The 16522-nt window shown below is 72.2% G+C and carries 10 protein-coding genes; 5 read left to right on the forward strand and 5 right to left on the reverse strand.

Translation table 11 applies throughout. The features are described 5' to 3' along the window. Positions 1-9: 9 nt before the first annotated feature. From HN031_RS02715 to HN031_RS02725, 3 genes are read right to left on the reverse strand one after another with little or no spacing between them, the layout of a single operon-like run. Positions 10-942: a carbohydrate ABC transporter permease gene (locus HN031_RS02715; RefSeq protein WP_172266014.1), complete on the reverse strand. Its 933-nt coding sequence runs from the start codon at positions 940-942 to the stop codon at positions 10-12. Then, a complete protein-coding gene (locus tag HN031_RS02720) occupies positions 939-1871 on the reverse strand; it encodes a carbohydrate ABC transporter permease (protein WP_172266017.1) in 933 nt (310 codons plus the stop codon). Before HN031_RS02720 ends, HN031_RS02715 begins: the two co-directional genes overlap by 4 nt. Positions 1872-1874: 3 nt before the next feature. Continuing rightward, positions 1875-3155 carry an ABC transporter substrate-binding protein gene (locus HN031_RS02725; RefSeq protein WP_172266020.1) on the reverse strand — a complete coding sequence of 427 codons (1281 nt, stop codon included), beginning with the start codon at positions 3153-3155 and terminating at the stop codon, positions 1875-1877. A 214-nt stretch (positions 3156-3369) separates the two neighbouring features. Here HN031_RS02725 and HN031_RS02730 point away from each other — a divergent pair, with 214 nt between their 5' ends. Genes HN031_RS02730 through HN031_RS02740 form a run of 3 tightly spaced genes read left to right on the forward strand, consistent with a single transcriptional unit; the run spans position 3370 to position 8413 of the window. Further along, positions 3370-5394: a beta-galactosidase gene (locus HN031_RS02730; protein WP_172266023.1), complete on the forward strand. Its 2025-nt coding sequence runs from the start codon at positions 3370-3372 to the stop codon at positions 5392-5394. Then, complete coding sequence (locus tag HN031_RS02735) at positions 5394-6245, forward strand: DeoR/GlpR family DNA-binding transcription regulator (RefSeq protein WP_172266026.1); 852 nt, start codon at positions 5394-5396, stop codon at positions 6243-6245. Before HN031_RS02730 ends, HN031_RS02735 begins: the two co-directional genes overlap by 1 nt. Beyond that, entirely contained in the window at positions 6242-8413 is a 2172-nt protein-coding gene (locus HN031_RS02740) for an alpha-galactosidase (protein WP_172266029.1), read from the forward strand. The genes HN031_RS02735 and HN031_RS02740 overlap by 4 nt, the downstream gene beginning before the upstream one ends. Before the next feature lie 101 nt (positions 8414-8514). On the opposite strand, the gene HN031_RS20990 is transcribed toward HN031_RS02740, so the two are convergent. Then, positions 8515-13356 carry a family 16 glycoside hydrolase gene (locus HN031_RS20990; protein WP_216652030.1) on the reverse strand — a complete coding sequence of 1614 codons (4842 nt, stop codon included), beginning with the start codon at positions 13354-13356 and terminating at the stop codon, positions 8515-8517. Between the two features lie 135 nt (positions 13357-13491). Between HN031_RS20990 and HN031_RS02765 the strand changes: the two genes are divergently transcribed. Together HN031_RS02765 and HN031_RS02770 are read left to right on the forward strand one after the other, a co-directional pair. Continuing rightward, positions 13492-15618: an MMPL family transporter gene (locus HN031_RS02765; protein WP_172266032.1), complete on the forward strand. Its 2127-nt coding sequence runs from the start codon at positions 13492-13494 to the stop codon at positions 15616-15618. Between the two features lie 10 nt (positions 15619-15628). Further along, positions 15629-16285 carry a bifunctional 2-polyprenyl-6-hydroxyphenol methylase/3-demethylubiquinol 3-O-methyltransferase UbiG gene (locus HN031_RS02770; protein WP_172266035.1) on the forward strand — a complete coding sequence of 219 codons (657 nt, stop codon included), beginning with the start codon at positions 15629-15631 and terminating at the stop codon, positions 16283-16285. Here HN031_RS02770 and HN031_RS02775 read toward each other — a convergent pair. After that, positions 16282-16515 (reverse strand): hypothetical protein, encoded by a 234-nt coding sequence (locus HN031_RS02775; RefSeq protein WP_172266038.1) that lies wholly within the window; start codon positions 16513-16515, stop codon positions 16282-16284. The genes HN031_RS02770 and HN031_RS02775 overlap by 4 nt on opposite strands. Positions 16516-16522: the final 7 nt, after the last annotated feature.

Here is a 16522-nt window from a genome sequence, read left to right on the forward strand (position 1 = left end):
CCGGCGGGGTCAGCCCTTCGTCGAGCCCAGCGTCAGCCCCGACACGAACTGCTTCTGGAGCGCGAAGAAGACCACCAGCACCGGCAGCGCGACGATGATCGACCCGGCCGCGACGAGGTTGGTGTCGGTGAAGAACTGCCCGCGCAGGTTGTTGAGCGCCGACGTGACCGGCAGCTTGTCGCCCTGCTGGATGAGCACGGTCGCCCAGAAGAACTCGTTGTAGACCCAGGTGACCTGCAGGGTGGCCAGGGCCGCCAGCGCAGGGCGGACCAGGGGCATCGTGAGCTGCCAGTACTGGCGCCACACGCTCGCGCCGTCGAGCTCGGCCGACTCGTAGATCTCGTGCGGCAGCGTCTTCATGTAGTTGCTCAGCACGAAGGTGCAGAAGCCGAGCTGGAAGGCGGTGTTGACGAGGATCAGGGCCCAGAAGCTGTTGAGCAGCAGGCCCGAGTCGCTCATGAACGTCGGCAGCGGGACCTCGCGGAACATCCGGAAGACCGGGATGAGCAGCGCCTGCGGCGGCAGCAGGTTGGCGGCGAGGAAGACGCCGAGCATGGCGAGGTTGAAGCGATAGCTGAACCGCGCCAGCACGAAGGCGACCATCGACGACAGGAACAGCGTCAGCGCCACCGCGGGGACGGTGATGAGCAACGAGTTGCGCATGTGCACGCCGAAGTTGCCCTGCTGCCACGCCTGCTCGTAGTTGCTGGTGGTCCACCCGCCGAAGGAGAGGTAGCCGTTGGCCTGGGTGTAGTCATACTCCCGGAAGGAGTTGATCAGCGCCCACAGCAGCGGGAAGAGCCACGCCAGGGCGAGCAGGGCGACGATGACGGTGGCCACGACGCCGCGGCGCCTGCTCATCACGCCGCCGTCCTTGCGAGCCGGCGCGGTCGGCGCGACGACCGGGGCGGGCGGGGTGGCGACCGGGGTCTCGTAGGTCATCGCGAACGCTCCTCGCGGAAGACGGTCCGCAGGTAGATGGTGATGAAGACCGACGAGATGACCATCATGATCACGGCCAGCGCGGAGCCGAAGCCGTAGCGCGTCGCCTCGCCGACGACGTTCTGCGCGACGAGGGCGCCGATGACCTCCAGGCCGTTGCGGCCCTTGTTGATCACCCAGACGAGGTCGAAGGCGCGCAGCGACTCGATGACCACGATGACGATGACGACCATGTTGATCGGGCGCATCACCGGGAAGATCACGTGGAAGAAGGTCTTCACCTCGTTGGCGCCGTCGACGGCGGCCGCCTCGCGCAGGCTGGCGTCGACGCCCTTCAGGCCGGCCAGGTAGATGAGCATGATGTAGCCGGTGTGCCGCCAGGCGGTCGCGACGAGCACCGCCCACAGGTTGATGTCGGGGTCGCCGTACCAGTCGACCTGGGTGTTGAAGACCTGGTTGATGAGGCCCTGGTCGCGGGAGTAGAAGAGCTGCCAGATGAAGCCGATGAGCGCCAGCGACAGCACCACGGGCATGTAGAACGCCGTCTGGTAGAGCCGGCTGCCCTTCATCTCCCGGTCGAGGACGACCGCGAGCAGCATCCCGAGGATCGTGGGGAAGACGAACAGGAACGCCAGCCAGATGAGGTTGTGCTGCACCGCCGGCCAGAACGCCGGGTAGATGGTGAAGATGTCCTCGTAGTTCTGGACGCCGACCCACTCGATGGTGTCGAGGTCGCCGAACCCGTTCCACTTCCCGAAGGACAGCACGAAGGACAGCACGGCCGGCACCCACACCAGGAGCACGACCAGGAGCAGCGGGACCGTCACCATCGTGATGACGGTCGCCCTGTCCTTGCCGGGCAGCTTCTTCTCGCGGCCCCGGGGCGGCGCCGCAGCCGCGGGCCGCGGCGCCTCGTCGATGTGGGTCATGGCTCAGCCGAAGATCGAGGCGGCCTGCTCCTGGATGCTGGCCGTGACCCCGTCGATGTCGTCCGGGTCCTTCAGGAAGGCCTGGATCGAGGGGATCATCACCGTGTTGGCGAAGTCGGCGTTGGTGTCACGGTCCATGAACTGCGCGATGTTGGCCGCGGCGCCCACGACCTCGGCCGACTTCTTCTGCAGGTCGCTGTAGGTCGAGGTGCTCGCGCCCTCGTTGGCGGCGATGAACGGCGCGTCGGCGTTGCTGTTGGCCGCGTCGGCGGCGGCGGCGCTGCCGAGCCACTTCGCCATCGCCTTGCCGGCCTCCTGGTTCTGCCCGGCCGACGCGACGCAGAAGCCGTCGATGGGGGCGTCGAGGGCGTCGGAGCCGATCGAGGAGTCGAGCTCGGGGAAGGTGAAGAAGTCGAGGTCCTCGCCGTTCTCGCCGAGCGCGTCCACGACGAACGCGCCGAGCAGGTACATCCCGCACTCGCCCTTGCCCATGGCGGTCGCGGCCTCCTGCCAGGTCCGGCCCAGCGGGTCGGCCTGGTGGTAGGGCAGCAGGGTGCGCCAGGTCTCGAAGACCTGCTTGACCTCGTCGCCGTCCCACGCCTCGTCGCCGGCCATCAGGCTCATGTGGAAGTCGAAGCCGTTGAGGCGCATGTTGAGGATGTCGAAGGTGCCCATCGCGGGCCAGCCGTCCTTGTCGCCGAAGGCGAACGGCGTGACGCCCTTGCCCTGCATGTCCTCCATCAGCGCCATGAAGTCGTCGTTGGTCTCCGGCGGCGCCCAACCGTTCTTCTCGAAGACCGACTTCCGGTAGAAGACCGCCCACGGGTAGTACTGCACGGGGACGAAGTACTGCTTGCCGTCGGGCGCCGTCGCCGCCTGCTTGAACGAGTCGTTGAGCCCGTCGATGGGCCACTGGTCGCTCAGGTCGGTGATCAGGCCGTTCTCGGCGAACTGGGCCATCCGGAAGCCGGCGAACCAGGTGAAGACGTCGTCGGGCGTGCCCTGGAGGTAGGTGTTGATGCTCTCCTGGAACGTGTTGTGGTCGACCGCGTTGAGGCTGACCTTGGTGTCGGTCTCCTTCGTGTACGCCTCGGCCATCGCGGCGAGCCGGTCGTAGGCCGGGCCGACGCCCTCGGCCTCGTTGATGCCGAACTTCACGGTGGCACCGGAGCCGGTGGACGGACCGGCGTCGTCGCCACCGCAGGCGGCCAGCATGCTGGCGCCGCCCACGGCGAGACCGCTGAGCCCGATCCCCCGGAGGACGGAACGACGCGTCGCCGCCATCGTGGCGACGGTGGAGCGAGGAATGGCACTGGATGTGGTGCGGGACACAACGGCCTCCTGGAGACAAAACCCAACAAGGAGGCACAGCATGTGACGACCGGCACACACTCGTCAACCCTGCAGAGGTCACAAATCAGACCCGTTCAAACATTTCCGAACTGTTATCCACCTTCGGACGTTGACTTCGCCGTGTGAGGGTCGCCACAGTGGCCGCATGCCCACATCTCTGCCCGCGCTGGCCTTCGGCGGCGACTACAACCCCGAGCAGTGGCCCGCCGCAGCCCACGAGGAGGACCGCACACTGATGGGGGAGGCCGGCGTCGACCTGGTCACGCTGGGCGTGTTCTCGTGGGCCTGGCTCCAGCCGACACCCGACACGTGGGACTTCGCGTGGCTCGACGAGCAGATGGACGGCCTGCACGCCGCCGGCATCAAGGTCGACCTGGCGACGGCGACCGCCTCGCCGCCGCCGTGGCTGACCCACCGGCACCCCGAGATGCTCCCCGTGACCCACGACGGGCGGACGCTGTTCCCCGGCGGCCGCCAGGCGTTCTGCCCGAGCTCGCCGGTCTACCGCGAGCACGCCCTCGCCCTGTGCACGGCGCTGGCCGAGCGCTACCACGACCACCCGGCGCTCGCGCTGTGGCACGTCTCCAACGAGCTCGGCTGCCACAACGCCCGCTGCTACTGCGACGTCAGCGCGGCGGCGTTCCGCACCTGGCTGCGGCGGCGCTACGGCGAGGACGTGGCGCGCCTCAACGACGCGTGGGGCACGGCGTTCTGGTCCCAGCGCTACGACGACTTCGAGCAGGTGCTCCCCCCGCGGCTCGCCCCGACCCACGCGAACCCGACGCAGCAGCTGGACTTCCTGCGATTCTCCTCCGACCAGCTCCTCGACAACTTCGTCGTCGAGCGCGACGTCCTGCACCGCATCTCCCCCGGCGTCCCGGTCACCACCAACTTCATGGTGATGCGCCAGACCATGGAGATGGACTACCTGCGCTGGGGACGCGAGCTCGACGTCGTCTCCAACGACCACTACCTCATCGCCGCCGAGGAGAGTGGCCACCGCGAGCTGGCGTTCAGCGCCGACCTCACCCGGGGCACCGCGGACGGGCGCCCCTGGCTGCTGATGGAGCACTCCACCAGCGCGGTGAACTGGCAGCCGCGCAACCGCGCCAAGCGACCCGGCGAGATGGTCCGCAACAGCCTCGCCCACGTCGCGCACGGCGCCGACGCCGTGCTGTTCTTCCAGTGGCGCGCGTCGCGCGCGGGGGCCGAGAAGTTCCACTCCGGCCTCCTGCCCCACGCCGGCACCGACACCCGGCAGTGGCGCGAGGTCGTCGAGCTCTCCCGCGTCCTCGACGCCGTCGAGGAGGCCGCGGGCAGCACGCCCCGCAACGAGGCCGCCGTCCTGTTCGACTACGAGGCGTGGTGGGGGTGCCAGCTCGACTCGCACCCGAGCATCGACGTCAGCTACCGCGACCGGGCCGAGGACCTCCACCGGGCGCTGTCGGCGCAGGGCGTCGGGGTCGACGTCGTCCACCCGGGCACGGACCTGTCGGGCTACCGCCTCGTCGTGGTGCCGACGCTCTACCTCGTCTCCGACGAGCACGCCGCCGCGATCGCGGCCGCAGCGGAGGCGGGGGCGACGGTGGTGGTGACCTACTTCAGCGGCATCGTCGACGAGAACGACCACGTCCGCCTCGGCGGCTACCCCGGGGCGTTCCGCGACCTGCTCGGGGTGCGTACGACCGAGCTGCTGCCGCTGCTCGCCGGCGAGACCGTGCAGGTCGACGGCCTCGGGACCGGGACGGTCACCGCTGACACCTGGGCGGAGGACCTCGAGCTGGTCGGGGCGGAGGCGGTCGCGACGCACCTCGGCGGACCGGCGTCCGGGCTGCCGGCCGTCACCCGTCGCGAGGTCGGCGAGGGCACGGCCTGGTACGTCGCCACCCGCCTCGACGCCGTCGGCACGGACCGGCTGGTCGAGCGGCTCGTCGCCGAGACGGGGATCGAGCGCCTGCCCGGAGCAGGACCGCTCGTCGAGGTGACCCGCCGCGTCGGCGAGGACGCGCAGTGGCTCTTCGTGATCAACCACGGACACGCCCAGGCCGAGGTGCCGGTGCACGGCGTCGAGCTCGTCTCAGGCGCGGACGTCACCGGCAGCCTCGTGGTGCCGGCCGGCGGTGTCGCCGTCGTGAGGGAGGACGTCACCGGGCAGGACCGGGAGGCCTGATGCTCGCGGCCCAGCGTCGCGGACGCATCCTCGCCGAGCTCAGCCGCGACGGCACCGTGCGCGTGACCGACCTCGTCGAGCTCCTCGGGGTCTCCGACATGACCGTACGGCGCGACCTCGTCGCCCTGCACCGCGACGGCCTGCTGGAGAAGGTGCACGGCGGCGCCCTGGCCGTCGCCGAGCCGTCGTCCTCGGAGCCGGGCTTCGCCGCCAAGTCGGTGCAGCACCGCAACGAGAAGGAGGCCATCGCGGCTGCCGCGGCCGAGCTCGTGCACACCGGGATGGCCATCGCCGTGTCTGCGGGGACCACGACCCACGCCCTCACCGAGCACATCGCGCGGGTGCCCCACCTCACCGTCGTCACCAACTCGGTGTGGGTGGCCGACGTCCTGCACCGCACCGGAGACGCGACCACGTCGGTGCTCCTCACCGGCGGGCTCCGCACGCCGTCCGACGCCCTGGTCGGCCCGGTCGCGGTCTCCTCGCTGCGCAGCCTCCACGTCGACGCTTTCTTCATGGGCGTGCACGGCATGGACGTGCGCGCCGGCTTCAGCACGCCCAACCTGCTGGAGTCGGAGACCAACCGCGCCATGATCGAGCGCTCCCGCAGGCTCATCGTGCTGGCCGACTCCAGCAAGTGGGGCGTCGTCGGCCTCAGCAGCATGGCCGCCCTCTCCGAGGCGGCCGTGCTCGTCACCGACTCCGGCCTGTCCGCCCACGCCAGCGGCGCCCTCGCCGACCACGTCGGGGAGCTGGTGGTGGTGGACCCCGCCGACGGCGACGACCTCGACAGCCCCCGCCTCGGGAGCGCACGTCCCGACACCGACGACCTGGGAGCCGGACACGCATGAGCGACGACACCACGCCGACCGACCGCCCCGACCGCCCCGACCGGTCCGAGGCCCCGCTCCACCTCAGCCGCGGCGGCGTCAGCCTGGTGCTGGGCCGCGACGCCGGGGGGATACCGGTCGTCCTCCACTGGGGCGCGGCCCTGGGCGACCTCGACGACGCGGCCCTGACGGCGATCATGGCGGCGCGCCAGCCGGGCGCCGCGCGCTCGTCGTACGACCTGCCCCGCCGCACCGGGCTGGTGCCCGACGGCACGCGTGGCTTCTCGGGCACCCCGGCCCTCGCCGGGCACCGGGTCGGCGGCAGCGCCCGGGCCGCCACCCCGAGCCTGGTCGACTGGGTCGTCGACGTCGCCGACGGGAGCCTCACGTGCACTTCCACCGACGACGAGGCCGGGTGGGAGGTGCAGGTCGAGCTCGGCCTCGACGACGCCGGGCTCCTGCACGCGCGCACCAGCGTCACCAACACCGCCGACGGTGACCTCCACCTGGCGTCCGTGCTGACCGCCCTGCCCGTGCCGGCCCGCGCCGGGGAGCTGCTCGACCTCACCGGCCGGTGGTGCAAGGAGCGCACCCCGCAGCGGCACCCGTGGGTCCAGGGGACGCACCGACGCGACAGCCGCCGGGGGCGCACCGGGCACGACGCGACGCTGCTCATGGTCGCCGGCACCCCCGGGTTCACCTTCGGCCGCGGCGAGGTCTGGGCGGTGCACACGGCCTGGAGCGGCAACCACACGACGTACGCCGAGCGCACCCCCGAGGGCGAGTGCCTGCTCGGCGGCGGCGAGCTGCTGAGCCCGGGCGAGGTGGTGCTCGCCCCGGGTGAGACGTACGACGCCCCCCGACTCCTCTGCTCGTGGTCCGGCGCCGGGCTCGACCCGCTGAGCCACCGCCTCCACGCCCACCTGCGGGCCGTCACGCCGCGGGCCCGCGGCGAGCGGCCGGTGATCGCCAACACCTGGGAGGCGGTCTACTTCGACCAGTCGCTCGACCGGCTCACCGAGCTGGCCGACGTGGCCGCGTCGGTCGGGGTCGAGCGCTTCGTCCTCGACGACGGCTGGTTCCTGGGGCGACGCGCCGACACCGCCGGCCTCGGCGACTGGACGGTTGACCCGACGGTGTGGCCCGAGGGACTCGGACCGCTCGTGGACCACGTCACCGGGGTCGGCATGGAGTTCGGCCTGTGGGTGGAGCCGGAGATGGTGAACCCGGACTCCGAGACGGCCCGCAACCACCCCGAGCGGGTGCTGCGCGGCCACGCCGACCCGCCGATCACGTGGCGCCACCAGCAGGTGCTCGACCTCCAGGACGACGGCGCGTATGCGGACCTGCGCGAGGCCCTGCTGGCGCTGCTCGACGGGCTCGACATCGCCTACCTCAAGTGGGACCACAACCGCGACCTCACCGACGCCACGCACGATGGCCGCCCGGCGGTGCACGGCCAGACGCTGGCGGCCTACCGGCTGCTCGACGAGCTCCGCGCCGCGCACCCGGCGCTCGAGATCGAGTCCTGCTCCTCCGGCGGGGCTCGCGTCGACGCGGAGGTGCTGGCGCGCACCGACCGCATCTGGCCCAGCGACACCATCGACCCGCTGGAGCGCCAGCACCTGCAGCGGTGGACCTCGCTGCTCGTGCCGCCGGAGCTGATGGGCTCGCACGTGGGCGGCCCGACGTCGCACACCACCGGGCGCACGCACGCGCTGCGCTACCGCGCGGCCACCGCCCTCCTCCACTGGTTCGGCATCGAGTGGGACATGACGAGCCTGGACGAGGCCGGGCTCACCGAGCTCGGGTCCTGGATCGCGCTGCACAAGCAGGTGAGGCCGCTCATCGGGACCGGCACGCTCGTCCACCCCGACCACCCCGACCCGGCGCTGATGGTCACCGGCGTCGTCGCCGCGGACCGCTCCGAGGCGTGGTACGTCGTGGCCACCGTCGGCGCGACCGACACCCAGCACCCAGCGCCCCTGCGGGTCACGGGGCTGGACCCCGGCCGCACCTACCGCCTGACCGAGGAGCTGCCGCCACCGCCCGGTGGCGCCGACCTGACCGACGCCTGGTCGGCGGACGGCGCCGAGTTGCCCGGCCGGCTCCTGCACGAGGTCGGGGTCGCGCTGCCCGTGCTCGACCCGGAGGAGGCACGGGTGCTGCGCGTGGTCGCGGTCGACTGACCCTCGACGGCACGGGCCCCGCGCGGTCGCCGGTGCGCCGAGGGCCCGGGTCCGACAGGCAACGGCCCTCCCCCGGGGTCACCGAGGGAGGGCCGGCCGTCTCAGCGGGTCAGTCGCACCCTGACCCGGTCGGTGCTGCCGTCGTCGAACCGGATGACCAGCACGGCCTGCACGGTCGGGTCGCGCTCGAGCCTGGCGCGGGCCCGAGCGTTCAGCCGGACCACCACGGTGCCCTTCTCGCCGGCCTCGAGCTCGAAGGAGCCCGCGCCCAGCTTCTTGCCGCCGCGGGTCCGCAGCACCGCCGTCCCCTCGCAGTCCGCCGCGCCGCACCGCAGGACCAGCCGCGCCCTGCGGCCGTCGTGCGTCGCGTCCACGTTGCCGCCCTGCGCCACCGCCACGCTGGGCGCGGGCGGCGTCGGGGTGGGCGTCGGCGTGGGGGTCGGCGTGGGCGTCGGCGTGGGCGTGGGCGTCGGCGTGGGGGTCGGGGTCGGCCCGGTGGTCGGGGTGGCCCCGGCCACGGTCAGCGAGCCACTGCCCGCGCCGGCCTCGTGCGCCACGTCACCGGCGTACGACGCCGACAGCGCCACCGTCCCCGCCTCGTCGAACGGACCGACCGTGAAGCTGGCCGCGCCGTCCTGGAGGTCGACCGGGTCGAGCGCCTCGCCGTCGACCGTGAGGGTGATCTCGCCGGTGGGCGTCTCCTCGGCGAGCGAGTCCACCTCGACCTCGACGCGGGCGGTGTCACCCAGCTGGACCTCGGCGGGCGTCGGCGTCACCGTCACCGTGGCGGCGACGTCCTCCGGGTCGGCCAGCTCCTTGAGCTGCACGTCGCGGTAGTAGACGTTCTCACCCCCGCCGTGGTTCTGCAGACCGATGTGGGAGGGCCACGTGAGCCGGTTCGCGTGGGTGCCGGTGAAGTCGTTGACCAGCACGTCGTTGAGGTAGACGCGGATGCGCTTCCCCTCCACGCGGATCTCGTAGTGGTTCCACTGGTTCACCGGCTTGAGCGCCGCGTCCCGCTGGGCGTTGGCACCCTGGAACGTGTAGATGGCGCCCGTGGTGCGGTCCGGCAGGTCGGTGGCGTCGATCTGGATCTCGTACCCCCTGTCGACCGCGACCCACGGGTCACCGGCCGGGTCGGGAGTGCCGCCGTCCTGACGGGGCGTCGTCTCCGGATTGGGGAACCCGACGAACACGCCGCCGTTGTCGTCCTTGGTGAGCTTCCAGTCCAGCTGCAGGGAGTAGTCGCCCTCGAGCGGTTGGGAGTGCCACAGCAGGCCCAGTCCGCCGTTGGTCTTCAGCGTGCAGTCGGCCTCGCGGGTGAAGACGCCGGGGCCGGCCATCCTCCAGTCCGCCATGCTGGCCGCGGTCCCGTCGAACAGGCTCCGGTAGCCGGGGTCGGCCGGGGCGGCCTCGCAGGTGTCGGGCCCGACGACCGGGTCGACCATCCTGAACCAGTCGAACGCGCCGACCTGGCTGCCGGTGCCGTTGTAGGCGGCGACACCGACCTTGGGGGCGGCCAGCCCGGTCATCGGGTAGCCCGCGCCCATGGACTGCCACGACGCGCCCTGGTCGACCGACCAGCGGCCCTGGACCGCCGTGCCGGTCGAGACCAGCTGGAGCCGCAGGTCGTCGGGAGCGGCGCCGTCGGGCAGGTCGGCGTTGGTGTAGACCATGTCGCCGTTGATCCGGCGACCCAGCTCGAGCACCCAGTCGCCGTCCGGCGTCTCCATCGCCACGAGCTTGGCGTAGTTGGCGGCACTGGTCCACGCCACGAGACCACCCTGGAGGTAGTCGTCCGCGCCGGTCATGGAGAACTGGGTCTCGGCTGCCCAGGCACCCTCCGCGGGAGCCTGCTGCAGCACGATGTTCTTGGCGTCGACGGCTCCGCCGGAGAGGTCACCGCCCTGCGCGTCGATGCGCAGCTGCCCGCCGGCCAGCGTGACGCCGGTGGCCGTCTTGTTGAGGATCGTGCTCCATCGACAGGTGTCGAGGGTGGTGCCGTCGAACTCGTCGTCGGCGCCGGGCGCCTGCCCCGGGGCACACGCCTCGCGACTGCCCAGGTCGAGGTAGTCGATGTTGACGTTGCCGTTGTCGCCGGCGTCGCGCTGGATCGTGACGATGTTGGCGCCGGCCCGCAGCTCGAGCTGGTCGGTGACCGAGCCCCAGTCCTTCCAGGTGGCGAGCGGGGGCAGCGACAGCTTCTTGACGAAGACGCCGTTGACGTGGACGGACATCACCTTGGTCTGGTCGGGCTGCGGGTTCGGCCCGTTGGCGTAGCCGAGCCTCACGTTGTGGAAGCCGGCCGCCGTCGCGGTCACGTCGAAGCTCACGGACGCGCCGTCGACCTCGAAGCCACCGACGTAGCCGGTGCCGCTGAAGCCGGCGTGCTCGGTCTGCACGCGGTTCCCGGTCCCGGTGATGGTCCCGACCTCGGCCTCGACACGACCGCCGGTCGGGTCGACGACCCGGAGGTGGTCGAGGTTGACGTTGCCGTCGTCACCGGTCTCGTAGGCGATCTCCACCGTGGTGACGCCTGCCGGCAGGGTGACGCGGACGGTGTGCGTGCCCCACGTCTTCCAGTCGCCGAGCGGCGGCAGCACGATCGTCTGCAGCACCCCGCCGACGTACAGGCTCATCTTCTTGGCCTGGTTGGGCTGGGGGTTCGGACCGTTGGCGTAGCGCAGCTGCAGGTCGTAGGCACCGGCCCGGGGAGCGACGACGTCGACGGTGGTGCCCGAGCCGATCGTCTGGATGCCGTCCACGAAGCCGGAGCCGGTGTAGCCGGCGTGCTCGGTGGCGATGCCGGCGGTGCCCGAGAGGGCACCGTCCTCGAGCTCGTAGATCCCGTCGGCCGGGGGCTCGGGGTCGGGCTCGACGTAGCCGGGATAGCTGTTGAGGGTGTACCAGGCCTCGGTGCTCCACAGCGTGTCACCCGACGCCGAGGCGAAGGGACGGGGCGAGCGCAGGTGGACGACCCGGTCGGGCTTGAGGCCGTCGACCTGGAGGGTCACCGTCCTGCCGTCCTGCGACGCGGTGGCGCTGGTGACGGCGAGCGTCTCCTCGTCCAGCTTGGGCCCGCCGTACTGCGCGGTCGCGCGGTAGCGCCACTGCTTGAGCTGGTACTTCGAGGCGAGGTCCTCGAGCGTCGCGGCCGAGAGGGGCTTGGTGTACTCGATCTCGAAGCCGCCCTCGACGACGTCCATCGACAGCATGTCGAACGGCACCGCACCCGAGAGGTCGAGCCTCTGCAGGCCGTGGCGGAGCTTGCCGGTCTGGCCCCAGTTGCCCCCCGCGCCGAGGCCGCCGACGATCAGCGACCCGCCGTCGGCCTTCAGCACCCGGCTGACACCCGCCTCGAGGCCCTGCGTCATCCGGAAGAGCGCGCCCTGGTAGGCACCGCCGACCTCCTCGAGGTCGGCGCGCTGGAGGCCGCCGTAGGTGACGTCGCCGATGAACATCTGCCCGTCGTACGGGCCCTCCTCGACGACGACGGGGGTGCTCGGGGAGTTGGCGATCTCGTTCTGCGGCATCCACAGGACCGGCTTGGTGACGGGCTCGCTGTCGAAGCGGCCGGGCGTCCCGCCGGGACCGGTGGTGAAGTGGTTGTAGAAGGCGCCCGGCTGGATCTGCACCAGCTTGGAGGCCGGCAGCCAGCCACCCTGGTTGTCGGTCACGAAGATCTCGCCGTTGGGGCCCTCACCCATGCCGTGCGGGGTGCGCAGGCCACCGGCGACGAACTCGATCTCGCCGGTCTCCCGGTCGACCGTGATGTGCGTGCCGCGGTCCTGTGAGCCCTGCGGCACGGTGGTGGCGCCGCCGAGGTTGATCGACACCGACAGGTTGAGGTGGAACTTGCCGTCGCGGTAGAGCATGCCGAAGGCGAACTCGTGGAAGTTGCCGTCGAAGGGCCAGGTCGCGACCGTCTCCTTGCCCTCGAACACGCCGTCCCCGCCGGCATCGACCAGACGGGACAGCTGGTGCTTCTCCGAGACGTAGACGTCGCCCTCGACGACCTTGATGCCCTGCGGCTCCTTGAGCCCGTCGGCGACGAGGGTGCGGGTCACACCGGCCGGGCCGGTCGCCGTCCTGACGCCCTCGAGCCGGTGGAGCTGGCCGAGGGAGACGTTGCCCTGGTCGTTGCCGTTGCCGCCCCAGGTGAGGACGAGCAGGTCGTCACCGTCCCACTCCAGGCCCGTGACCTGCGGCTCGAAGCCGTCCGGGCGCAGGTCGGTCAGCGTGTAGGCGGGGTTGACCCCGTCGAGCTGGAGTCCGTCCCCGGCGGAGTCGTCCTGACCCTCGCACTGCTTGAAGCCGGGCGCGGTGACGCGGGTGACGCCGGCCTCGGTGCTGAGCACCGAGGTGGGCACCACGGAGAAGGTCGTCTCGCCGGGACGCATCCACTGCAGGGCGAGGCGCTCGCCGCCACCGCCCTCGAAGTAGTTGAGGCGCAGCTCGTGCACGGTGCCCTGGGTCAGGGTGACGCTGCCCTCCTTGGAGGTGTCGCCGTGCAGGCCGTCGTGGTCGATGACGAGCTGGTCGTCGACGAGGAGCTCGGAGCCGTCGTCGCTCGTGAGGCGGAACATGTAGGTGCCGGTGGTCTCGACGCTGAGGTTGGCCAGGACCTCGACCAGGAAGTTGTCCTGCAGCCCGCCGAAGTCCTCGGGCGCGTCCCAGTCGATGCTCGGCTTGAGCAGGTCGACGTTGGGCGTCTGCGCCGCCTTGAGCGTGCAGAGCTCCGAGATCGGCTGGCCGAGCTGGAAGGCACGCATGGTGACGCCCGGCTCGTCGCCGACCGGGACGGCGGACGCGGCGGACGCGGCGGGGGCGGTGGAGAGCGCGGCACCGAGGCCCGCGGCGAGGACGCCGGCCACGGAGGCGGCGATCGAGCGGCGTGCCCGGGTGGCACGGCGGCCGCGGGCACTGAGGGGGGACAACGACACCGGGACGACCTCCTGTGACCCCGGCCAGTGGCCGGAAACGATGTGACGTGCCTCACCCTAGGGTCAATCCGCCGCTTTGTGAACAACTTTTGTCCGTCTATCGTCAGAAGGCGTCCTGGTCACTACAGTCGCCCTGTGCTCGAGGACCTGGGACGCCTGCTGCACCGCTCGCGGCGGTGGGTCCTCGGCACCTGGACCGTGCTCGTCCTCCTCGGCGCCGTGCTCGGTGGATCGGTGTTCGACCTCGCGCAGACCCCCGACCCCCTGCGCGGGGACGCCGAGTCCGCGCTCGTGGCCGACCGCCTCGAGGCCGCCGACCCCGAGGGCGAGCTCGTCGTCGCCGTCCTCTCCGGCAGCGACGTCCTGGCCGTCGACCTCGTCGACCAGGCCAGCCGGGTGCTGTACGACCTGCGTGAGCAGCCGGGCGTGCACGAGGTGCGCGACCCCTGGACGAGCGGAGCGCAGGACCTGGTCTCCGCCGACGGGACCGGCACCGTGGTGACCGTCGAGATCGACCCCGGCCTCGACCACGACGCCTCCCTGGAGGTCGCCGGCCGCGTGGCGGACCGGCTGCGCACGATCGCCGTGCCGACCGTCCTGGTCGGCGGACCGCTGCTGGCGGAGGAGGCCTTCGCCGAGCAGGCCGTCACCGACGCCGCCCGAGGCGAGGGCGTCGCCGTCCTCGTCCTCGTCGTCGTGCTCGCGCTCGCGCTGGGCGGCCTCGTGGCCGGGCTCGTCCCGGTGGCCACCGCCCTGGGCGCCGTGGCGGCCGCCCTCCTCGTGCTCGCGTCGCTGGCCCGCCTCACCCCGGTCAGCGAGTACGCCGTCAACGTGGTGACGCTCCTGGGGCTGGGCCTGGCCGTCGACTACGCGCTGCTGGTGCTGGCGCGGTTCCGTGAGGAACGGGCGCGGCAGGGACGGCGTACGGACGGCCCGGGCGCGGTCGCCGACGCGCTCGCGACGACCGTCGCGACCGCCGGCCGCGCGGTGCTCGTCTCGGGGCTGACCGTCGGGACCGCGCTGGCCGGCCTGCTCCTCCTCGGCGACCCGGTGCTGTCGCCGATGGCCGTGGGCGGGCTGGTGGCCGTGGGCGTCGCCACCGCCGCCGGGCTCACCCTCGTCCCCGCCCTGCTCGCGGTCGCCCACCGGCGGGTCCCCCCACCGACCCCCGGCCGGCCGCTCGGCGGCACCCCGAGCCCCGACGCGCTGCTCCCCCGTCTGGCCCGGACGGCCCAGCGCCGGCCGTGGCCGGTCCTGGTGGGGTGCACCGCACTCCTCCTGCTGCTCGCGGCGCCCCTGCTGTCGCTGGACCTGCGCAACTCCGACACCCGGTCACTGCCCCGCGACAGCGAGCCGCGGCTCGCCCAGCAGGTCGTCGACCGCGACCACCCGGACCTCCGCACGACCCCGCTCACGCTCCTCGCGGACGCAGCGCCGGACTCGCCGCAGGTCGCCACGCTCATGGCCGACGTCGGCGCGATGCCCGAGGTGGCCGACGTGCTGCTCCTCGACCCGATGCCCGACGGCACCAGCCAGGTGCTGGTCGAGCCCGCCGGCGCCAGCGACGGCCCGCAGGCCCAGGCCCTCGTCGACCGGCTGCGCGAGGCCGACCTCGGTGTCCCCGTGCTGGTCGGCGGGCCGGCGGCCGAGCTGGTGGACACGCGGACGGCGCTCGGCGACCGGCTGCCGCTGGCAGTCCTGCTCGTGGTGCTGGCGACCGGGGCGCTGCTCGGGGGACTGAGCAGGTCGGTGGTGATCCCGGTCAAGGCGGTGCTGCTCAACCTCCTGTCGCTCGGTGCGACGCTCGGCGTGGTCGTCACGATCTTCCAGTGGGGCTGGGGCTCCGCCCTGCTCGGCTTCGACTCGTGGGGAGCGCTCGACCTGACCACTCCCCTGCTGCTGTTCATGTTCGCCTTCGGGCTGTCGATGGACTACCACGTCTTCCTCGTCGCGCGGATCCGCGAGGCGTGGGAGGCCCCGCGGAGCCGACGGACCTCCGGGGCGCGGGCGCACAACGACGCGGCCGTGCTCGAGGGCATCGTCGCGACCGGGCCGGTCGTCACCCTCGCCGCCGTCGCGATCGGCATCGTCTTCCTCGGCTTCGCCGCCGGCGAGCTCGTGGCGGTCAAGGAGATCGGCGTCGGCATGACGGTCGCCGTCCTGCTCGACGTGACCGTCGTCCGCGGGCTCATGCTGCCCGCTGCGATGACCCTCCTCGGCCGCTGGAACTGGTGGCTGCCCGGACGTCCGCCGCCCGCCTAGGCTGACCGGCATGGACGCCGAGGCCTGGGACGAGCGCTACGCCTCCAGCGAGCTGGTCTGGTCGCGCGAGCCGAACCGGTTGGTCGCCGCCGAGCTGGCCGACCTCCCTCCCGGGACGGCCGTCGACCTCGGCGCCGGCGAGGGCCGCAACGCCCTCTGGCTCGCCTCCCACGGCTGGTCGGCCACGGCGGTCGACTTCTCCCAGGTCGCGCTCGACAAGGGCGCCCGGCTGGCGGACGACCTCGGTGGTGGGCCCGACGGTGGGCCCGACGGTGGGCTCGACGGTGGGCCCGGCGTCACGTGGGTCTGCGCCGACGCGACGACCTGGCAGCCGCCGGACCCGGTCGACCTCGTCGTCATCGCCTACCTCCAGCTGCCCGCCGCCGACCGGCGACGTGCGGTGCGCGGAGCGGCGGGGATGCTGCGCCCCGGCGGCACGCTGCTGCTCGTCGCCCACGACTCGACGAACCTCGCCGAGGGCACCGGCGGGCCGCAGGACCCAGCCGTGCTGATGACGGCCGAGGAGGTGCTGGCCGACCTGTCGGGGATCGACGTGGGGGTGGTGCGCGCCGAGCGCGTCGCGCGCGAGGTGCAGCCGGCCGACGAGCACGGCGGCGCCCAGCGGCGTACGGCCTGGGACTGCGTCGTGCGGGTGGTGCGGTCCTAGACCTGCTCCTCCGAGTCGGCCTTCTGCTCCGGGGTGACCGGCTCGTCGCCGTAGAGCCCGGCGTCCTTGGCCGCCTGCGCCTTGCGCAGCTGCTTGACCAGGCTGAACCCGAGGACGACCACCGCGAGGATCAGGAAGATCCAGATGGCGAAGCCGAGCGGTCCGGCCTTCACCTCCGTCTTGTCGGGGGTGGGGTCGTCCACGAGGAGGATGATCAGCAGGTCGAGCATGCCTCCA

Source organism: Nocardioides sp. zg-1308 (assembly GCF_013155375.1).
GTDB classification, from domain to species: Bacteria; Actinomycetota; Actinomycetes; order Propionibacteriales; family Nocardioidaceae; genus Nocardioides; species Nocardioides renjunii.